Below are 21,317 nucleotides of genomic sequence, written 5' to 3' on the forward strand. Positions count from 1 at the left end.
CCGCCGCCCGCCACGTCGGCCTCGTCTCCCTGCTGATCACCGCCGTGGTCTACGACCTGCTGCTCGCGCCCTTCACCGTGCCGCTGATCATGGCGCTCGCCAGACGCGCCGAGAACGATCCCCTCGCCGAGTCCACCGGCGCCGGCACCGACGTCGCCTCGGGCTTCCTGGCGAACGGCACCGGCCTCAGGATCGGCGAACAGCGCGGCGTACTGCGCATGAGGGCCGCCCGCAACCGGGCGGCGCGGGCCGGACGCATCAAGGGCGTCAAGCGACTGTGACCCAGGGGGCAACCGCGTCATGAGCAACATCCCCGAGACCGGGCGGACCCCCCGGGTCCAGATCCGCCTCATCGTCATCCAGGTCCTGGTCTTCTCCCTGCTCCTCACCCTCGGCGGCCGCCTCTGGTACCTCCAGATCCGGCAGGGCAAGGAGTACACCGACGAGGCGAAGAACAACCACGTCCAGCAGGTCGTCCAGCCCGCAGTGCGCGGCGCCATCCTCGACGCCCGGGGCGTGCCGCTCGCCGACAACGAGACCCGCCTCGTCGTCTCCGCGTCCCGCACCGAACTGCTGAAGATGAAGGACGACGGCAAGGGCGTCCTCACCCGGCTGGCCGGGGTCCTGGGCATGAAGCCCAAGGAGGTCATGGACAAGATCCGCCTCTGCGACTCCAAGACCCCCCAGCCCTGCTGGAACGGCTCGCCCTTCCAGCCCATCCCGGTCACCGCCGAGGCCACCACCCAGCAGGCGCTCCAGATCCGCGAACGCGCCGAGGACTTCCCCGGCATCACCGCCGAACCCACCGCCGTGCGCCGCTACACCGCTCCCGGCGGCGCCCGCGCGGCACAGGTCCTCGGCTACCTCTCGCCCGTCACCGACGAGGAGATCGAGAAGGCCAAGGACTCCGACTCGCCGTTCCTCCGCTCCGACCAGGTCGGCCGCTCCGGCCTGGAGCGCACGTACGACAAGGCGCTGCGCGGAAAGGCGGGCGTCACCCGGTACGAGGTCGACAACCTCGGCCGCGTCCTCGGTGAGGCGGAGAGCGACCCGGGCAGGCCCGGTTCCACGGTCGTCACCAGCATCGACGCCCGGGTCCAGGCCGTCGCCGAGTACGAGCTGCAGGCGGCGATGAAGGCCGTCCGCAAGGAGACGGACAAGATCACCGGCCGTCCGTACAAGGCCGACGCGGGCGCCGTCGTCGTCATGGAGTCCAAGACCGGCCGGGTCGTCGCCATGGCGTCCCAGCCCGACTACGACCCCAACGCCTGGGTCGGCGGCATCTCCGGCAAGGAGTACGCCAAGCTCACCGGCAAGAACTCCAACTACCCCCTGCTCAACCGGGCCATCCAGGGCCAGGCACCGGCAGGCTCCATCTTCAAGGTGGTCTCCGCGAGCGCCGCCGTCCGCGCCGGCTACCCCTTCGACGGCAGCTACAACTGCAGCAGCTCCTACAGCCTCGGCGGCCGCAGCTTCGCCAACTTCGAGTCCAAGGGGCACGGCCCCATCTCCCTCGGCGAGGCCCTGAAGTTCTCCTGCAACACCGTCTTCTACGCCCTCGGCCACAAGGAGTGGCAGCGCGACGGCGGCCTCAAGCCCAACAAGAACGCCCACGACTGGTTCTACCGGACCGCCCGTGAGTTCGGCCTGGGCTCCGAGACCGGCATCGACCTGCCCAACGAGGTCAAGGGCCGTATCCCCGACCGCCAGTGGAAGCAGGCGTTCTGGGAGGCCAACAAGGACTCCTGGTGCAAGCAGGGCAAGAAGGGCGGCAGCTACGTCGAGCAGATCGCCTTCGAGAGCTGCCTCGAAGGCAACCAGCTGAAGGCCTTCGACAGCATCAACTACGCCATCGGCCAGGGCGACGTCCTCGTCACCCCCATCCAGATGGCCACCGCCTACGCCGCCATCAGCAACGGCGGCACCCTCTTCAACCCCACCATCGGCAAGGCCGTCATCAGCCCCGACGGCAAGAAGGTCGAGGAGATCAAGCCCCGGCCCGACGGCCGGCTGCCGGTCGACGCCCAGACCATCAGCGACCTCGACAAGGGCCTGCGGTCCGTCGTCGAGCCCGGCGGCACCGCCGCCTGGCGGTTCGGCGGCTGGCCCCAGGACAAGATCCCGATGCGGGCCAAGACCGGCACCGCCCAGGTCTACGGCAAGCAGACCACCTCCTGGTTCGCCACCTACACCGACGACTTCACCATCGTCATGACGATCTCCCAGGGCGGTACCGGCTCCGGCGCCTCAGGCCCCGCCGTGCGCAACATCTACGACGCCCTCTACGGCCTCGACGACGCCGGTAACCAGGACCTCAAGCGTGCCCTGCTGCCCAAGCCGCAGACGGCACTGCCCAAGGTCCAGCCGGACGGCTCCATCGAGGCCCCCACCGTCAAGCCGTACGACCCCGACTCCCAGAAGGTCGACCCGGCCCGGCAGGGCGAGGGAGAGCAGCAGCTGGCCGGCCCGCCCCCGGCCTGGAGGGACTGACCCGCGATGGCCGGAACGAACAACTTCTCCGTCTCCCGCTACGCGCCCGACCGCGGCGCCTGGGGCAGGCTCACCGCCCGCGACTCGATGGCACGCCGGCTCGACTGGCCGCTGCTGTTCTCCTCGATCGCGCTGTCGTTCATCGGCGCGCTGCTCGTGTGGTCCGCGACCCGCAACCGCACCGAACTCACCGACGGCGACCCGTACGCCTTCCTCTTCCGCCACGTCCTCAACACCGGCATCGGCTTCGCCCTGATGGTCGGCACGATCTGGCTGGGCCACCGCACCCTGCGCGGCGCGGTCCCCGTCCTGTACGGCATCTCCGTCGTCCTCGTCCTGTTGGTCCTCACCCCGCTCGGCGCCACCATCAACGGCGCGCACGCCTGGATCGTCATCGGCGGCGGCTTCTCGCTCCAGCCCTCCGAGTTCGTGAAGATCACGATCATCCTGGGCATGGCGATGCTGCTGGCCGCCAAGGTCGACGCGGGCGACCAGCTCCACCCCGACCACAGCACGGTCGCCAAGTCCCTCGGCCTCGCCGTCCTGCCGATGGCCATCGTCATGCTGATGCCCGACCTCGGCTCCGTCATGGTCATGGTCGTCATCGTGCTCGGCGTCCTGCTCGCCTCCGGCGCCTCCAACCGGTGGATCTTCGGCCTCATCGGTGCGGGCGTCATCGGCGCCGTGCTCGTCGCCGCGCTCGGCGTCCTCGACCAGTACCAGATCAACCGGTTCGCCGCCTTCGCCAACCCCGAGCTCGACCCGGCCGGCGCCGGCTACAACACCAACCAGGCACGCATCGCCATCGGATCCGGCGGCCTGTACGGGGCCGGACTGTTCAACGGCCACCAGACCACCGGCCAGTTCGTCCCCGAACAGCAGACCGACTTCATCTTCACCGTCGCCGGCGAGGAACTCGGCTTCATCGGCGGCGTAACGATCATCGCGCTCCTCGGCGTGGTCCTCTGGCGCGCCTGCCGCATCGCCCGCGAGACCACCGAGCTGTACGGCACGATCGTCGCCGCCGGGATCATCGCCTGGTTCGCCTTCCAGTCCTTCGAGAACATCGGCATGACCCTCGGCATCATGCCGGTCGCCGGCCTGCCGCTGCCGTTCGTGTCGTACGGCGGATCGTCCATGTTCGCGGTCTGGGTCGCGATCGGACTGCTCCAGTCGATCAGGGTGCAACGACCACTCACCGCGTAGACCGCATGAAACGGCCGGTCGGGGGCACTTAGTTTCGAATGATGGCGCACGCGAAACGCGAGATCGAGCGGAAGTACGAAGCCGACCCCGGCACCCGGCTCCCGGACCTCACCGGTGTGAGCGGCGTAGCGGAGGTCCTCGACAAGGGCGTCAGCGAACTGGACGCCGTCTACTACGACACCGAGGACCTCCGCCTCGCCGCGGCGTCCATCACCCTGCGCCGCCGCACCGGCGGCAAGGACGCCGGCTGGCACCTGAAACTGCCGGTCGCCCCCGGGGAGCGGGACGAACTGCACGCCCCGCTGGAGGACGACGTGCCCGCCCCCCTGGCCGGCCTCGTCCGCGCCAGGACCCGCGGCGCCCCCCTCGTCCCGCTGGTCCGGCTGAGGTCACGCCGCGACGTGCGCCACCTCGTCGACGGCGACGGCGCCCTCCTCGCCGAGGCCAGCACCGACACCGTCCGCGCCGAACGCCTCACCGGCGGGGACACCGGCACCGTCGAGTGGACCGAGATCGAGGTGGAGCTCGCCGACGGCGGCGACCCCGCCTTCCTCGACACCGTCGGCAAGCGGCTCCGCAAGAAGGGCCTCAAGCCCTCCGGTACGCCCTCCAAGCTCGCCAAGGCACTCCGGGACACCGGATGGCGACCGGCCGAGCCCCCCGAGGAGGACGGCACCGCCGGCGGCCGCGTCCTCGCCCACCTGCGCAAACACACCGGTGAGCTGGTCACCCACGACGCCGCCGTACGCCGCGACCTGCCCGACTCCGTCCACCGGATGCGCGTCGCCACCCGCCGTCTGCGCAGCGCCTTCCGCACGTACAAGAAGGTCCTCGACCCCGCCGTCACCGGACCCGTCGCCGACGAGCTGAAGTGGCTCGCCCACGAGCTCGGCGTCGACCGCGACCAGGAGGTCCTCGCCGAGCGGCTCACCGCCCGCATCGACGCGCTGCCCGTCACCCTCCTCCTCGGACCCGTCCGCAGCCGGCTGCGCGCCTGGGACGCCGCCGGCCGGACCGGGTCGCGCGGCCGCACCCTCGCCGCCCTCGACAGCGACCGCTACACCGCCCTCCTGGACTCCCTCGACGCCCTGCTCGCCGACCCACCGCTGCGCCCCGCCGCCCGTAAGGACGCGGACGCCGTGCTGGCCCGCGCGATCCGCAAGGAACACGCCCGGCTCTCCGCCCGCGTCGACCGCGCGCTCGCCCTCCCCGCCGGCCACGACCGCGACGTCGCCCTGCACGAGGCCCGCAAGGCCGCCAAGCGCGCCCGGTACGCCGGCGAGACGGCCGTCCCGGTGCTGGGCGGACCCGCGCGCCGGTTCGTCAAGCGGGTCAAGGCCGTGCAGAAGGTCCTCGGCGACCACCAGGACAGCGTCGTCGCCCGCGCCACCCTCCGCGACCTCGCCATCCAGGCCCACCTCTCCGGCGAGACCGCCTTCACCTGGGGCCTGCTGTACGGCGAGGAGGAGGCGGGCGCGGCGGAGCGCGAGAGGGAGCTGCCCGGGGTGTGGGCCAGGGCCTCGGTGCCGGCCAAGCTGCGGAAGTGACCGGCGGGCGTCCCGCCCCTCGTGCCGGAGCGCCGGCTCCCCGCCCACTTGGGGGCGCCGTGATCGTCGTCAGGAGGGCGACTCCGAGCGGGTTACGCTTGAGAGTCGCCCTGCCAGCTCACGAAGGTTCGCGAGATGCCTGCCGAGTCCGTCTTCCCTCAGCTCGAAGCTCTGCTTCCGCATGTGCAGAAGCCGATCCAGTACGTCGGCGGTGAACTCAACTCCACGGTCAAGGAGTGGGACAACTGCGACGTGCGCTGGGCGCTCATGTACCCGGACGCCTACGAGGTCGGGCTGCCCAACCAGGGCGTCATGATCCTCTACGAGGTACTCAACGAGCGCGAGGGCGTCCTCGCCGAGCGCACGTACAGCGTGTGGCCCGACCTCGAGGCCCTGATGCGCGAGCACCGCGTGCCGCAGTTCACCGTGGACAGCCACCGGCCGGTCAAGGCGTTCGACGTCTTCGGCCTGAGCTTCTCCACCGAGCTGGGCTACACCAACATGCTCACGGCGCTGGACCTCGCGGGCATCCCGCTGGAGTCCAGGGACCGCACGCTCGACGACCCGATCGTGCTCGCGGGCGGCCACGCGGCCTTCAACCCCGAGCCGATCGCCGACTTCATCGACGCCGCGATCATCGGTGACGGCGAGCAGGCCGTGCTCGACATGACCGGGATCATCCGCGCCTGGAAGGCCGAGGGCCGCCCCGGCGGCCGCGAGGAGGTCCTCCTCCGCCTCGCCAGGACCGGCTCCGTGTACATCCCGGCGTTCTACGACGTCGAGTACCTCCCCGACGGCCGTATCGGCCGGGTCGTACCGAACAGGTCGGGCGTGCCGTGGCGGGTGTCCAAGCACACCGTCATGGACCTCGACGAGTGGCCCTACCCCAAGCAGCCGCTCGTCCCGCTCGCCGAGACCGTCCACGAGCGGATGAGCGTGGAGATCTTCCGCGGCTGCACCCGCGGCTGCCGTTTCTGCCAGGCCGGCATGATCACGCGCCCCGTGCGGGAGCGAAGCATCACCGGCATCGGCGACATGGTCGAGAAGGGTCTCAAGGCGACCGGCTTCGAGGAGGTCGGCCTGCTGTCGCTCTCCTCCGCCGACCACTCCGAGATCGGTGACATCGCCAAGGGCCTCGCCGACCGCTACGAGGACGACAAGATCGGCCTGTCGCTGCCCTCCACCCGGGTGGACGCGTTCAACGTCGACCTCGCCAACGAGCTGACCAGGAACGGCCGCCGCTCCGGACTGACCTTCGCCCCCGAGGGCGGCTCCGAGCGGATGCGCAAGGTCATCAACAAGATGGTCTCGGAGGAGGACCTGATCCGCACCGTCGCCACCGCCTACGGCAACGGCTGGCGTCAGGTGAAGCTGTACTTCATGTGCGGTCTGCCCACCGAGACCGACGACGACGTCCTCCAGATCGCCGACATGGCGATGAACGTCATCCAGAAGGGCCGCGAGGTCTCCGGCCAGAACGACATCCGCTGCACCGTCTCCATCGGCGGGTTCGTGCCCAAGCCGCACACCCCCTTCCAGTGGGCCCCGCAGCTGTCCGCCGAGGAGACCGACGCCCGCCTGGAGAAGCTCCGCGACAAGATCCGCGGCGACAAGAAGTACGGCCGCTCCATCGGCTTCCGCTACCACGACGGCAAGCCCGGCATCGTCGAGGGCCTCCTCTCGCGCGGCGACCGCCGCGTCGGCGCCGTCATCCGCGCCGTCTACGAGGACGGCGGCCGCTTCGACGGCTGGCGCGAGCACTTCTCCTACGACCGCTGGATGGCCTGCGCCGAGAAGACGCTGCCCGCCTTCGGCGTGGACGTCGACTGGTACACCACCCGCGAGCGCACCTACGAGGAGGTCCTGCCCTGGGACCACCTGGACTCCGGTCTCGACAAGGACTGGCTCTGGGAGGACTGGCAGGACGCCCTCGACGAGACCGAGGTCGAGGACTGCCGCTGGACGCCGTGCTTCGACTGCGGCGTCTGCCCTGCCATGCAGACCGAGATTCAGGTCGGTCCTACGGGCAAGAAGCTGCTGCCGCTGACGGTCAAGAAGTAGGTGTGACCAGCGGCGATGTCATCCAGCGGATGGCTGAGGCGCTTGCCGACCTTCCCGAGGCGGGCCGTGCCGAAGCTCTGCGAGGGCTCGGCGCGAAGCAGCGCGAGCAGGCTCCCCGCCAGCAGCGGCGCACGCCGCTTGCCGCCCCTCGGCATGACTCGGACATCGTCTCGGCGGTCGAGTGGGTGTAGGCGAAGAGAGGCGTTCGGACGATCTCGTCCGGGCGCCTCCCGGCGTTTCCGGCCAAGCTGCAGACGCACGGGACATCGCCCGGTCGGGCGTGGTCCAGCGTGGCCGTCGGCTCCGGAAGCAGGGGCATCCCCCGGGTCTGGCCGGCCGAGCGCCCGGAGATGTCTGTCCCCACTCCCTCCTCAGAGCCTTGCGGCGAAGTCGTCGCCTTTGATGACCAGGCGTTCGCGGACGTCGCGTGGGATCTTCAGTCGCAGGTGTACGGACGGGGCGCGTACCCCCTTCACCTTTGTACGGGTCACCTCGCAGGTGACGCCCACCCGGCGCAGATCCTTGGCCATGGCCTCCATGCCGCCCGCTTCCCATGTCTCCCGGAAGGTCATTCCGTTGTGGACGAGGATCCAACGGTCTTGCGTGGTCTCGGGATCGATGGCGTTCAGCTCCTCCGTGAGCTTGTCGAGCGTCTTCTCCGCTCGCTCGCGAGTGAACCGCGCCTTCGAGAAGCGGCCTTCTGGTTCGAGCTCCGCCATGTAATAGGAAATGGCGTCTTCGAGCCGTTTCGCCTCGGCGCGGGCCTCGGCCCCCTTGGCGTACTCCCGGACCTGGACGGGAAAGTCACCGAGGACGCGCAGCACATCGCCCACGAGGACGTCGTACACGTCCTGCGGGTTGGGCGCGCCGAGCCCGCCGCCCCTGCACTTGCCACAGCGCAAGTACATGTAGCTCCGGCCGTTGCTCGTGCTCCTCTGCACGGTCATGTTGGTCGAGCAGTCGACGCAGATCAGTACGCCGAGGAAATGTGTCGCTCCGCCCGCTTGCCGGGTGAGCTGGTTCTTGCCCCGGCGGTCGAGTGCCGCTTGCAGGGTCTCGTACTCCTCCTCGGTGAAGATCGAGGGACCGACTCGTATCGGCTTGCCGTCGTTGCCGAGGACGAGCCTGCTCCGTCGCTTCCCGCCCTGCTTGTCCTCTTCGACCCGGTAGCCCATGAGTGCAGGGTTGCGAAGGCGTCGGAGGAGGGTCGACGTGGTGAGTCCTGCCGACATGAGTCCGGAGCGGACGAGGCAGAGGGCCATGCGTCGAGCTGACACGCCCCGAAGCGCCATGCGCCGGGCCCAGTGCAGTGCCCGGTGCGCGCTCGGCTCGATGGCGAGTGCCGGCTTGCCGTCCGCCCTTGTCGTGACGTAGCCGTACGTCGGCTTGCCGACGAGCCACGAGTCCTGCGTGCGGGCGTAGTCCCACAGCGACGTCACGCGGGTCGACGTGTTCGCGGCCTCGATCTCCGCGATGCCGCCGATGAGCGTGACCATGATTCGGCCCACGGTCGTGCTGAGGTCGATCGCGTCGTTCTTCGACACGAGGTTCTTCCCGTACCGCTCGCACCACTCGATCATCATGGACAGGTCCGTCGTGCGACGGATGAAGCGGTCGAGCTTCCAGAAGAGCAGAGCGTCGAACTCCGGGGCCCGGTTATTGAGCCACTCACCGAGTTCCTTCCGCTTCCACGGCGGGACCTTCGTGGCCGACACGTTGAGGTCGGAAGCGACGCCGACGACGCGGTACCCCTTCTCTTTGGCCAGGAGACGAAGGTCGAGTTCCTGCCGCACCGGCGATGTCGTGTCCTCCGTGAGGACCGACAGGCGGACGGAGAGGAGTGCGCGCGGGGCGTCTTCGGGGAGCAGGGCCTCCGCCCGTTTCAGGTCTTTCAGGAGGGCCAGGTCCGAGGCGGTCCACTCGCTCTCGATGTCGTACTGCTTCATGGTCGCGAACAGTACAGATGGAATGTGGTGTTGTCTCGTTTTCTTTTACATGGAAACACACATCAGGCCCTTGATCGTGGTCAACGTCAACTGGTCGGGCCCGGCGCGTTGTCGGGGGTGCTCATCCAGCCGTCTGGAGGGTGATGGGCTCTCCAGGTAGCCGCGTAACGTCCGCGCAACGGCCCGGCCCGGGGAGAAACCCCAGGCCGGGCCGTTCGCGTCCCCCCTGGCATGGACGTGGACAAGCGTGAGCCCGAGGGGTGCCTGACGGCCGCCATCAGGATTCCGGTACGGATCGTGGTGCTGCTCGTCGTCCTGCCCGTGCGCATGGCCTGGGACGCCCTGGCCGTGTGCGGCCGGGCACTCGGCCGGGTGGTGCTGCGGCCGCTCGGCCGGATGCTGTACCTGGTGCTGGTCCACCCGCTGCTCTGGCTGTACGCGAACGCCCTCGTACCGCTCGGGCGGGGGCTCGCGTGGCTGGTGGGGGCGTTGGTGACGTACGGGCTCGTGAAGCCCGCCGGATGGCTGTACCGGTGGGTGCTCACCCCGGTCGGGCAGGCGCTCGCGTGGCTCGTGGACACCCTGGTGGTGGTCCCCGCGCGGTGGCTGTACCGGTGGGCCCTCACCCCGCTGGGGCACGCGGTCGTGTGGCTGGCGAAGGCGCTGTTCGTGTGGCCCTGGGCGGCCCTGTGGCGGTACGTCGTCGTGCCCGTCGTCCGGTACGGGATCGTCGCCCCCCTGCGGTGGCTGTGGCGCCGGGTGCTGGTCCCGCCCGCGCGGTGGCTGTACCGGTGGGTGCTCGCCCCGGCCGGCCGCGGGCTCGTCGTGGTGGCCCGGGAACTGCGGGACGCGGTCGTCGTGGCGTGGCGTGCCGCCGGGTACCTGACCCGGGCGGTGGGGCGCGGGCTGAGGTGGCTCGGGTGGCACCTGCTGGGCCGGCCGGTGGCCTGGTGCTACCGGAACGTGTGCACACCGGCCGGGCACGCGCTGCGCGACCACCTGTGGCGGCCGGTGCGCACCGCCGCCGCCGGTGCGGGCCGCGCCGGCCGGGCGGCCCTCGCCTCGGCCGCCGCGACGGTGCGCCGGGCCCGCCAGGACGCGTGGCGCGCGCTGGCCGGCGGACCCGCGGCGGGACGGGCCGGGGAACCGGCCGGCGTCCCGGCGCGTAGTCTGGGTAGTACAACGACCGCACCTGGCGTGGCGCCCGCACCCGAGATCTCCCTGCGAAAGCGGGGGTGAGCCGGGCGGGACCCCCGGGAGCCGCCCGAATTTCGTGGGCGGAGCGCCACCGCGCCCGCCCCGCACCGAGGAGAAGAACCACTGGGCAAGCGACAGCCCGAAGGCCCGCCGCCCGCACCGGCAGTGCAGCGCATCCGTCTGCGCTACACCAAGCGCGGCCGCCTCCGGTTCACCAGCCACCGCGACTTCCAGCGCGCTTTCGAGCGTGCCCTGCGCCGCGCCGAGGTGCCCATGGCGTACTCGGCCGGCTTCACCCCGCACCCCAAGGTCTCGTACGCCAATGCCGCCCCCACCGGCACGGGCTCCGAGGCCGAGTACCTGGAGATCGCGCTCACCGAGCAGCGGGACCCGCAGAAGCTGCGCGAGCTGCTCGACGAGTCGCTGCCGGACGGACTCGACATCACCGACGCCGTGGAGGCCCGCACCTCGGGCCTCGCCGACCGGCTGACCGCCTCCGTCTGGGAGCTGCGCCTGGAGGGCGTGGCGGCCGAGGACGCCGAGCGCGCCGTCGCCGCCTTCCTCTCCGCCGGCGCCGTCGAGGTGCAGCGCAGGACGAAGAACGGCATGCGCACCTTCGACGCGCGGGCGGCCGTGGCAGGACTGGAAGCCGCTCCCGCGCCGTCTGATAGGCCCGGGCAGGGCCCCTGTGCGATACTGCGGCTGGTTGTTCGGCACGTGACACCTGCCGTACGGCCCGACGACGTCCTGTCCGGTCTCCGAGCTGTGGCCGACCTGGCGCCGCCGGTCCCCGCAGCGGTGACCAGGCTGGCGCAGGGGCTCTTCGACGAGGAGTCCGGCACGGTGACCGACCCGCTCGCGCCCGACCGCGAGGCAGTCACGGCCGCCCCACAAAAGGCCGCCGGACCCGCCGCCGCCCCGGAGCCGACAGGTGCAGGTTCCGCGTAGGGCGGTCGTTGCAGCGCAGCCCTGGTACTCGGGAGCCACCTGGGTCGGGCCGCGTACACCCACAGGAGACTTTCGCCAGGCCGTGCGTACAACGCGTACGGAACCGGCGAGCCAGACATAACAGCTCCCGTGCGGCGCCGCGCCAGACGCGGCGCCCGGGAGCGTGACGGGAGAACCGCCCGCATGCTCGAGCCGAACGAAACCGGCGCCACCGCCGGTAACCACAACGAGGACAACACCTCTCCCAGCGACACGCTGCCGCCGCGCCGCCGTCGCCGCGCCGCGTCGCGCCCGGCGGGACCGCCGGTGACGGCCGGTGCCGGGGACACCCCGGCCGGCGAGGTCGTCGTCGAGGCGCCCGCGGCCGAGGTGGCCGACGTGGCCTCCCTCGCCGAGGCGCCCAACGAGGCCGCGGAGCCCGCCCCGGCGCGTACGCGCCGCCGTGCCACGCGCAAGGCGACCGCTCCGGCGGGTGCTCCGCAGGCCGCGGAGGCCGCTGCCGAGGAGCCGCAGGCCGCCGAGGCCCCGGTCGCCGAGGAGCCCGAGGCCGCTCCGGCGCGTCCGCGCCGCCGTGCGACCCGTAAGGCGACCGCTCCGGCGGGTGCCCCGCAGGCCGTCGAGGCTGCTGTCGAGGAGCCGCAGGCCGCTGAGGCGCCGGTCGCCGAGGCCGCGGCCGCCGAGGAGCCCGAGGCCGCTCCGGCCCGTCCGCGCCGCCGTGCGACCCGTAAGGCGACCGCTCCGGCGGGCGCCCCGCAGGCTGTCGAGGAGCCGCAGGCCGCCGAGGCGCCGGTCGCCGAGGCCGCGGCCGCCGAGGAGCCCGAGGCCGCTCCGGCCCGTCCGCGCCGCCGTGCGACCCGCAAGGCGACCGCTCCGGCGGGCGCCCCACAGGCAGCCGAGGCCCCGGTCGCGCAGACCCCGGAGGAGGAGCCCGAGGCGCCGGTCGCCGAGGAGCCCGAGCCCGAGGCCGCCCCGCGCCGTACCCGTCGCCGTGCCACCCGCAAGGCCACCGCCCCCGCCGGCGCCCCGCAGCCGCGGACCGAGGCCCCGGCGGAGGCCGGGACCGAGGCCGAGGACGCGGAGGCCACCGAGGCGGGCGAGACCCTGCCGGCCGGTACCGTCGCGCAGATCTCCGCCGGCGACGCCGGGGCCGAGGTCGCCGCCGCCGAGGAAGCCGCCTCGCGCGGCCGTACCCGCCGCCGGACCACCGCCCCCCAGTTCACGGCCGAGCCGGTCAAGAAGGCCGAGCAGTCGCGCGGCCGCCGTGCCGCGCGGCCCGCCGTGGCCGTCTTCCAGGCCCCGGTCTTCACCGAGCCGATGTTCCAGACCCCGGAGACCGCCGCCGCCGCGGCCGCCGCCGCTGCCGCCGGGCAGGAGGAGGAGGTCGAGGAGGCCGCCGGGACGCCCGCCGCCGAGGCCGTCGCCGAGCAGCCCGAGACCGGTGGCCGCCGCCGTCGCCGCCGCCGCGGCGAGCCCGCCGAAGCGGCCGCCGAGCCCGAGCCGGCGCGTACGGCCCCCCGGGCCGAGGCCGAGGCCGAGCCCGCCACCGACGCGGACGCCGAGGCCGAGCCCGAGGCGGAGGCCGCCGAGGGCGACGACACCGACGAGTACGGGGACCGCCCGTCGCGCCGCCGCCGCCGCGGTGGCCGCCGTCGCCGCCGTGGCGAGGCCACCGACGCCGACGAGGCCGAGGAGACCGTCCGCGACGAGGACGGGGGCTCCGACGAGGAGCCGGAGGACGAGGAGCAGGACGAGGAGGCCGAGGAGCACGAGGCCGGCACCCCGTCCGCCGCCGGCACCAGCAGCTCGCGCCGTCGCCGCCGCCGTCGCCGCCGCAGCGGTGACGCGGGCCCGGACGCCGAGCCGGCCGGCGAGGAGGACGGCGTCCGCACGGTCGTCAAGGTCCGCGAGCCGCGCCCCGCCCGGGAGAAGGCCGAGCCGTCCGACGAGGTGCAGTCCATCAAGGGCTCGACCCGTCTGGAGGCGAAGAAGCAGCGCCGCCGCGAGGGCCGCGAGCAGGGCCGCCGCCGGGTGCCGATCATCACCGAGGCGGAGTTCCTGGCACGCCGCGAGGCCGTCGAGCGCGTGATGGTCGTCCGCCAGAGCGGCGAGCGCACCCAGATCGGCGTCCTCGAGGACAACGTGCTCGTCGAGCACTACGTCAACAAGGAGCAGGCCACCAGCTACGTCGGCAACGTCTACCTGGGCAAGGTCCAGAACGTCCTGCCGTCCATGGAGGCCGCGTTCGTCGACATCGGCAAGGGCCGCAACGCCGTCCTGTACGCCGGTGAGGTCAACTTCGAGGCGCTCGGCATGGCCAACGGGCCGCGCCGCATCGAGACCGCGCTGAAGTCCGGCCAGTCCGTCCTCGTCCAGGTGACGAAGGACCCGATCGGCCACAAGGGCGCCCGTCTCACCAGCCAGGTCTCGCTGCCGGGCCGGTACCTGGTCTACGTGCCCGAGGGCTCGATGACCGGCATCAGCCGCAAGCTGCCCGACACCGAGCGGGCCCGGCTGAAGACCATCCTCAAGAAGATCGTCCCCGAGGACGCGGGCGTCATCGTGCGCACCGCCGCCGAGGGCGCGAGCGAGGACGAGCTGCGCCGTGACGTCGAGCGGCTCCAGGCGCAGTGGGAGGACATCCAGAAGAAGGCGAAGAGCGGCAACGCCCCGACCCTTCTCTACGGTGAGCCCGACATGACCGTCCGGGTCGTCCGCGACATCTTCAACGAGGACTTCTCGAAGGTCATCGTCAGCGGCGACGAGGCGTGGAGCACCATCCACGGGTACGTGTCGCACGTCGCGCCCGACCTGGCGGACCGGCTCCAGCGCTGGACGTCCGAGACGGACGTCTTCGCGACGTACCGGATCGACGAGCAGCTGATGAAGGCGCTGGACCGCAAGGTCTGGCTGCCGTCCGGCGGCTCGCTGGTGATCGACAAGACCGAGGCGATGATCGTCGTCGACGTCAACACCGGCAAGTTCACCGGCCAGGGCGGCAACCTCGAGGAGACCGTCACCAGGAACAACCTGGAGGCGGCCGAGGAGATCGTGCGCCAGCTGCGGCTGCGCGACCTGGGCGGCATCGTCGTCATCGACTTCATCGACATGGTGCTGGAGTCCAACCGGGACCTGGTGCTGCGGCGTCTGCTGGAGTGCCTGGGCCGGGACCGGACCAAGCACCAGGTCGCCGAGGTCACCTCGCTGGGCCTGGTCCAGATGACCCGCAAGCGGGTGGGCCAGGGGCTGCTGGAGTCCTTCTCCGAGACCTGCGTCCACTGCAACGGCCGTGGCGTCATCGTGCACATGGAGCAGCCGACCACCGCCGGTGGCGGCGGCAACGGCGGCAAGCGGTCCAAGAAGCGCGGCCGTGCCGCCGAGGCGGAGCCGGAGACGGCCGGCGCCGAGGTGGAGACCGAGGCCGGGCAGGAGACGGAGACCGAGGCCGAGCTCGCGGCGGAGGTCGCCGCCCCGGTGGCGGTCGAGGAGCCGTTCCGTCCTGACGAGGAGCTGTACTCCAGCGTCGCGGAGGCCGAGGCGGCCGCCGGCCGTGGCCGTTCGCGCCGCCGGGCGTCCCGCAAGGCGACCGCTCCGGCCGGTGCGCCGAAGGCCGCCGCGGAGCCCGAGCCGCGGCTCGGGGTCGCCGAGGTGGCCCCGGAGGCCATCGAGGTGCAGGCCCTCCCGGCGGTCGCCACCGCGGCCGCGGAGACGACCGCTCCCGAGACGGCCACGGAGGCCGCTCCGGAGGCCGCTCCGGTCGCCGAGGCGCCGCAGGGCCGGACCCGCCGGCGCGCCACCCGCAAGGCGTCCGCCCCGGCGGGGCCGCCGAAGACGGTGGTGGCCGAGGACGAGCCGGTGGCCCCGGCCGCCCCGGTCCGGCCGGAGCCGGCCGAGGCCGAGCCCGTCGCGGCCGAGGCCGCCCCGGAGCAGCAGCCGGTCCAGGAGCAGCAGCCGGCCGTCGAGGAGGCCCCCGCGGCCGCCCCGCCGCGTGCGCGCCGCCGGGTGGTCCGCAAGGTCACCGCGCCGGCCGCTTCCCCGGCGGGTGCCTCGGAGGCCGCGGTCATCGTCGTCAGCAGCGGCACCCCGGCGCAGGCCGAGGCCGCCGAGGCCCCCGCGGCCGAGCCGTCCGGTGCCGCCGCCGAGGAGCGGGAGCCGCTGACCGGGGAGCCGGAGGCGGAGACCGCGGAGGCCGAGGCCCCGGCGAAGAAGGCCACGGCGCGCAAGACGGCGAAGAAGGCCCCGGCGAAGAAGGCCGCCGCCAAGAAGACGGCTGCCAAGAAGACGACGGCGGCGAAGAAGACGACGGCCAAGAAGACGGCCACCAAGTCGGCGACAAAGACGGCGAAGACGGCGAAGGCCGCCAAGTCGTCGCCGAAGGAGACCGTCCCGGCCGAGCAGTAGGCGGGCGGGTCCCGGTCCGCCGTGACAGCGATCACGGCGGACCGGGGCCTCCCGACCGCCGAACAGTTGGCGAGCAGCGGTTGAACGTTCCCCGTTCAACCCCGGAATACTCCGGGTCCGAACCGCGATTTTGTTTCGGAATCGATGCCTCCAACGGTTAACGGCCCCGAAATTGACCAGGAAATTCCTGATAATGTGACGCCGGTCGCTGCCGTGGGCGGGCCCCGCCCGAAGACTACGGTCGGTGACCGACCCGGTTCCGGGACAGACCGGTCCCAGCATTCCTCGGTAGGGCGTCGGCATCGCGCCGGAGGGGTAAGCGCGGCCTTGTTAGCCTCCGCAACACCCTTCAGACCTCTGCCACAAAGAGCTCTTGCGGTGTTCAAGGAGGACGTCCATGCCGAGCATCAACGAGCAGCCCATCCCCGCTGCCCGCCCGGTCATCGGTGAAGAAGAGATCGAGGCCGCCGTACGCGTACTGCGCACCGGCCGCGTCGTACAGGGCCCCGAAGTGGCCGCCTTCGAGGAGGGATTCTCCGAGCTGGTCGACGGGCGCCACTGCGTCGCCGTCAACTCCGGTACGTCGGCGCTGCACCTCCTTCTGATGGCGCTGAACATCGGCCCGGGTGACGAGGTGATCGTCCCGTCCTTCTCGTTCGCCGCCTCGGCGAACGCGGTCCGCCTCGTGGGCGCCGACGTCGTCTTCGTCGACATCGAGGCCGACAGCTTCAACATCGACCCGGCCGCCGTCGAGGCCGCCATCACCCCGCGCACCGCCGCGATCATGCCGGTCCACATCTACGGCAACCCGGCCGCCATGGACAAGATCATGGCCATCGCGGACAAGCGCAAGCTCGCGGTCGTCGAGGACGCCTGCCAGGCGCACGCCGCGGCCCTGAACGGCACGCCGGTCGGCGCGTTCGGCTCCGGCGGCACGTTCAGCTTCTACCCGACGAAGAACATGCACTCCCTCGAGGGCGGCATGATCTCCACCGCCGACGCCGAGACCGCCCGCACCCTGCGCCTGCTGCGCAACCAGGGCATGGAGCAGCGGTACGCCAACGAGATCGTCGGCGCCAACATGCGCATGACGGACGTGGCCGCCGCCGTCGGCCGTGTGCAGCTCGCCAAGCTGCACGGCTGGACCGAGACGCGCATCGCCAACGCCGCGTACCTCTCCGCCAACATCACCGCGCCGAACGTGGTGACCCCGGTGGTCGCCGAGGGCGCGCGGCACATCTACCACCAGTACACGATCCGGGTGAAGGGCGGCGAGGGCGCGCGCGACGCCGCCATGGCGCAGCTCACCGAGGCGGGCGTCGGCAACGCCGTCTACTACCCGACCCCGATCCACCGCCTCAAGCCGTACTGGGAGCCGGACCAGAAGGCCGGCCGCAACTGGGACCTGCCCGAGACGGAGAAGGCCGCCGCCGAGGTCGTCTCGCTGCCCGTGCACCCCTCGCTGACCCAGAACGACCTTGAGCGCATCGTCACCGCCGTGAACGCGCTGGGAGAGAACCTGTGACTGCTGCTGGACTGCGGGCCGGCCTGATCGGCCTCGGCTCCATGGGACGCCACCACGCCCGCGTACTGGCCGGGCTGGACGGCGTGACCCTCGTCGGCGTCGTCGACCCGATGGGCGACAAGAACGGCTGGGCCCAGGGCGCACCCGTCCTGTCCACCGTCGAGGAACTGATCTCGCTGGGCATCGACTACGCCGTCGTCGCCTGCCCGACCGCGCTGCACGAGGAAGTCGGCCTGAAGCTCGCCGACGCCGGCGTCCACGCGCTGATCGAGAAGCCGGTCGCCGACACCGTCGACGGCGCCCGCCGCCTCGTCGAGGCGTTCGAGTCGCGGAGCCTGGTGGCCGGCGTCGGCCACATCGAGCGCTGCAACCCGGCGCTGCGGTCCCTGCGTTCGCGCCTGGAGGCCGGGGAGCTGGGAGAGGTCTTCCAGGTCGTCACCCGCCGCCAGGGCCCCTTCCCGCACCGCATCGCGGACGTCGGCGTGGTCAAGGACCTCGCCACCCACGACATCGACCTCACGGGCTGGGTCACGGGCCAGCAGTACACGTCGATCGCCGCGCACACCGTGTCGAAGTCGGGCCGTCCGCACGAGGACATGGTCTCGGCCGTCGGCCAGCTCTCCGACGGCACGATGGTCAACCACCTCGTCAACTGGCTGAGCCCGCTGAAGGAACGCTTCACGTCCGTCACCGGCGAGAAGGGCTGCTTCATCGCGGACACCCTCACCGCCGACCTGACGTTCTACTCCAACGCCGCCGTCGCCACCGAGTGGGAGGCGCTGCGCGCGTTCCGCGGGGTGTCCGAGGGCGACATGATCCGCTACGCCATCCCCAAGCGGGAGCCGCTGCTCGTCGAGCACGAGCTGTTCCGGGACGCCGTCCTCGGCAAGGGCGACGACATCTGCACGCTGCGCCAGGGTCTGCGTACGGTGGAGGTGGCCGCGGCGGTCATCGACTCCGCCGACCGCGGTGTCACCGTGCGGCTCACCCCGGAGGACGTGGCCAGTTGACCACACCCGATGTCACCGTCGTGGTAGCCGTGTACAACACGATGCCGTACCTCACCGAGTGCCTGAACTCGCTGGTGGGGCAGAGCATCGGGCTGGACCGGCTCGAGGTCGTGGCCGTCGACGACGGCTCGACCGACGACAGTGGCCGGGAACTGGACCGCTTCGCGGAGAAGTACCCGAACACTGTCAAGGTGATCCATCAGGCCAACTCCGGTGGCCCGGCTGCTCCCAGCAACCGGGCCCTGGAGCTGGCCACCGGTCGTTACGTGTACTTCATCGGCTCCGACGACCACCTGGGCAGCGAGGCCCTGGAGCGCATGGTGGCCTGTGCAGACGAGCACGGCTCCGACGTGGTCGTCGGCAAGATGGTGGGCACCAACGGCCGTTACGTCCACCAGGCGCTCTACAAGAAGAGCGACCCGGACGTCTCGCTGTACGAGTCGGCCCTGCCGTTCACCCTCGCCAACACCAAGCTCTTCCGCCGCGAGCTGGTGGAGAAGTACGAGCTGCGCTTCCCCGAGGACCTGCCGGTCGGCTCCGACCAGCCGTTCACCCTGGAGGCGTGCGTACGCGCCGCCAAGATCTCGGTCCTGGCGGACTACACGTACTACTACGCGGTCAAGCGCGGCGACGCCAGCAACATCACCTACCGCGCCAACCACCTGTCCCGGCTGCGCTGCACCGCGCGGATCATGCACTTCGCGGCCTCGCTGATCGAGCCCGGCCCGAAGCGGGACGCGGTCCTCAAGCGCCACTTCACCTGGGAGCTCGCCAAGCTCGTCCAGGACGACTTCCCCGCCCTGGACGCGGTGACGCGCACCGAGGTGTGCGCGGGCATCGCCGAGCTGGCGGACGCGTACTTCACCGACGAACTGCGCGACTCGATGGACGTCAAGCGGCGGCTGCGGATCTGCCTGGCCCGGCGCGGCGAGGTCGACCTGCTCGTCCGGGCCATCGAGGACGAGGCCGAGCACGGCTCACCGCCGCTGCTGCTGGAGGACGGGCGGGCGTTCGTGCGCTACCCCGGCTTCCGCGACCCGGCCGTCGGGCTGCCCGACCGGGCGTACGAGGTGATCGGCGAGTCCGTCCCCGGCCGGCTCGCCGAGGGCGCCTCGCTGGTGTCGGCCGAGTGGGTCCAGGACGGCGACGGCATGGCCGTCGACCTGGCCGTACGGATCGGGCTGACCGGCGAGACCGGCTCCGCCGTCGTGAGGCTCGCCACCAGGGCCATGCCGAAGAGCGCCGACAAGCCCGGCGCCCGGCGGCTGCCGGAAGGACACGAACTCCCCGCCCCGGTGGGGGAGTTCACCCGCAAGCCGACCGAGGACGGCGACGGCACCCTGCTGACCGCCCGTGTCCCGGTCGAACCGAAGAGCGCCAAGCTCGGCGTGCGCGTGTACGCCGACGTGGCAGGCTCGACGTACGAGATTCCCGTGCCGGTCCGCGGCAGGCCGCTGCCCCTGGCCCGGCGCTGGCGGGAGAGGATCCCGTACCGGATCTCCGCCAACGCCAACCCCAAGGGCCGGCTGGTCATCACCACGGCTCCGCTCTGGGAGCCCTCGCTCGGCGTGGGCAAGCGACTGCGTCAACTGATGTCCCGTGTGAAGAGGAAACTGACCCGATGAATATCTGTGTAGTCGCGCTCGGCAAGATCGGCCTGCCGCTCGCCGTGCAGTTCGCCGCCAAGGGCCACAAGGTCATCGGCGCCGACGTCAACGAGAAGGTCGTCGAGCTGGTCAACGCCGGCACCGAGCCCTTCCCCGGTGAGCACGACCTCGACCGGCTGCTGAAGCAGACCGTCGACGCCGGTCTGCTGTCCGCGACCACCGACACCGCGGCCGCCGTCGCCCAGTCCGAGGCCGTCGTGGTCGTCGTCCCGCTGTTCGTGGACGCCGAGGGCACCCCCGACTTCGGGTGGATGGACTCCGCGACCAAGGCCATCGCCAAGGGCCTCAAGCCGGGCACCCTCGTCTCCTACGAGACGACCCTGCCGGTCGGCACCACCCGCACCCGCTGGGCGCCGATGCTGGAGGAGGGCTCCGGCCTGACCGCCGGCGAGGACTTCCACCTGGTCTTCTCCCCGGAGCGCGTCCTCACCGGCCGCGTCTTCGCCGACCTGCGCCGCTACCCCAAGCTCGTCGGCGGCATCGACGAGGCGTCGGCCAAGCACGGCGTCGAGTTCTACGAGCAGGTCCTCGACTTCGACGAGCGCGACGACCTGCCCCGCGCCAACGGCGTGTGGGACCTCGGCACCGCCGAGGCGTCCGAGCTCGCCAAGCTGGCCGAGACCACCTACCGCGACGTCAACATCGGTCTGGCCAACCAGTTCGCCCGGTTCGCCGACCAGCAGAACATCGACGTCCTGAAGGTCATCGAGGCCTGCAACAGCCAGCCCTACAGCCACATCCACCAGCCGGGCATCGCCGTCGGTGGCCACTGCATCCCGATCTACCCGCGGATGTACCTGTGGAACGACCCGGCGGCGACCGTCGTGCGCTCGGCCCGCGAGGCCAACGCCGCGATGCCGGAGTACGCCGTCGACCTGCTGGCCGCCGCCTACGGCGACCTGAAGGACGTCAACGTGCTGGTGCTGGGCGCCGCCTACCGCGGCGGCGTCAAGGAGACCGCGTTCTCCGGCGTCTTCGGCACCGTCGAGGCCCTCAAGGCCCGGGGCGCCGTCCCGTACGTCTCCGACCCGATGTACACGGCCGAGGAGCTGGCCGCGCACGGCCTCACCCCGCACCAGGGCGAGAAGGTCACCGCCGCGATCCTCCAGGCCGACCACGCCGAGTACAAGGAGCTGGCCGCCTCCGACCTGCCGGACGTCACCGTCCTGGTCGACGGCCGCCGCACCACGGACCCGGCCCGCTGGGAGGGTGTCCGCCGCGTCGTCATCGGTGGCTGAGCACCCCCGTACCACCGCACGACCGCACGAACCGACCGTGGCCCTGCCCCGCACACCCCGCGGGGCGGGGCCGACGCGCAGAAG

13 protein-coding genes and 1 pseudogene are annotated in these 21,317 nt (G+C 71.8%); 13 read left to right on the forward strand and 1 reads right to left on the reverse strand.

The genetic code is table 11. The features are described 5' to 3' along the window. From A4V12_RS38645 to A4V12_RS13430, 6 genes and pseudogenes are all read left to right on the forward strand, one after another. Positions 1-281: pseudogene (locus tag A4V12_RS38645) on the forward strand (rod shape-determining protein MreD); the annotation flags it as partial. A gap of 19 nt (positions 282-300) precedes the next feature. Continuing rightward, positions 301-2,490, forward strand: coding sequence for a penicillin-binding protein 2 (gene mrdA / locus A4V12_RS13410; protein WP_064069525.1), 2,190 nt, complete (start codon positions 301-303; stop codon positions 2,488-2,490). Between the two features lie 6 nt (positions 2,491-2,496). Continuing rightward, the gene (rodA, locus tag A4V12_RS13415) at positions 2,497-3,696 is read left to right on the forward strand and encodes a rod shape-determining protein RodA (protein WP_064069526.1); all 1,200 of its coding nucleotides are present in this window, start codon (positions 2,497-2,499) and stop codon (positions 3,694-3,696) included. A 41-nt stretch (positions 3,697-3,737) separates the two neighbouring features. After that, entirely contained in the window at positions 3,738-5,243 is a 1,506-nt protein-coding gene (locus A4V12_RS13420; protein ID WP_064069600.1) for a CYTH and CHAD domain-containing protein, read from the forward strand. A 135-nt stretch (positions 5,244-5,378) separates the two neighbouring features. Further along, positions 5,379-7,304, forward strand: a complete 1,926-nt coding sequence (locus tag A4V12_RS13425; RefSeq protein ID WP_064069527.1) for a TIGR03960 family B12-binding radical SAM protein — start codon at positions 5,379-5,381, stop codon at positions 7,302-7,304. 2 nt (positions 7,305-7,306) lie between these two features. After that, positions 7,307-7,495: a hypothetical protein gene (locus A4V12_RS13430; protein WP_064069528.1), complete on the forward strand. Its 189-nt coding sequence runs from the start codon at positions 7,307-7,309 to the stop codon at positions 7,493-7,495. 180 nt (positions 7,496-7,675) lie between these two features. Here the strand turns inward: A4V12_RS13430 and A4V12_RS13435 are convergent, their stop codons facing one another. Then, the gene (locus A4V12_RS13435; protein ID WP_107415398.1) at positions 7,676-9,250 is read right to left on the reverse strand and encodes a recombinase family protein; all 1,575 of its coding nucleotides are present in this window, start codon (positions 9,248-9,250) and stop codon (positions 7,676-7,678) included. Positions 9,251-9,481: 231 nt separating this feature from the next. On the opposite strand from A4V12_RS13435, the gene A4V12_RS13440 reads away from it, so the two are divergent. From A4V12_RS13440 to A4V12_RS13470, 7 genes are all read left to right on the forward strand, one after another. After that, positions 9,482-10,489, forward strand: coding sequence for a hypothetical protein (locus tag A4V12_RS13440; RefSeq protein WP_064069529.1), 1,008 nt, complete (start codon positions 9,482-9,484; stop codon positions 10,487-10,489). A 123-nt stretch (positions 10,490-10,612) separates the two neighbouring features. Then, the gene (locus tag A4V12_RS13445) at positions 10,613-11,395 is read left to right on the forward strand and encodes a TIGR03936 family radical SAM-associated protein (RefSeq protein ID WP_064069530.1); all 783 of its coding nucleotides are present in this window, start codon (positions 10,613-10,615) and stop codon (positions 11,393-11,395) included. Between the two features lie 183 nt (positions 11,396-11,578). Further along, positions 11,579-15,793, forward strand: a complete 4,215-nt coding sequence (locus A4V12_RS13450) for an Rne/Rng family ribonuclease (protein ID WP_064069531.1) — start codon at positions 11,579-11,581, stop codon at positions 15,791-15,793. A 397-nt stretch (positions 15,794-16,190) separates the two neighbouring features. Then, a complete protein-coding gene (locus A4V12_RS13455) occupies positions 16,191-17,318 on the forward strand; it encodes a DegT/DnrJ/EryC1/StrS family aminotransferase (protein ID WP_064069532.1) in 1,128 nt (375 codons plus the stop codon). Then, the gene (locus A4V12_RS13460; protein WP_064069533.1) at positions 17,315-18,328 is read left to right on the forward strand and encodes a Gfo/Idh/MocA family protein; all 1,014 of its coding nucleotides are present in this window, start codon (positions 17,315-17,317) and stop codon (positions 18,326-18,328) included. The genes A4V12_RS13455 and A4V12_RS13460 overlap by 4 nt, the downstream gene beginning before the upstream one ends. Further along, positions 18,325-19,953 carry a glycosyltransferase family 2 protein gene (locus A4V12_RS13465; RefSeq protein ID WP_064069534.1) on the forward strand — a complete coding sequence of 543 codons (1,629 nt, stop codon included), beginning with the start codon at positions 18,325-18,327 and terminating at the stop codon, positions 19,951-19,953. The genes A4V12_RS13460 and A4V12_RS13465 overlap by 4 nt, the downstream gene beginning before the upstream one ends. Continuing rightward, entirely contained in the window at positions 19,950-21,233 is a 1,284-nt protein-coding gene (locus tag A4V12_RS13470) for a nucleotide sugar dehydrogenase (RefSeq protein ID WP_064069535.1), read from the forward strand. The genes A4V12_RS13465 and A4V12_RS13470 overlap by 4 nt, the downstream gene beginning before the upstream one ends. Positions 21,234-21,317 lie beyond the last annotated feature (84 nt).

Source organism: Streptomyces noursei (assembly GCF_001646665.1).
GTDB lineage: Bacteria > Actinomycetota > Actinomycetes > Streptomycetales > Streptomycetaceae > Streptomyces > Streptomyces lavendulocolor.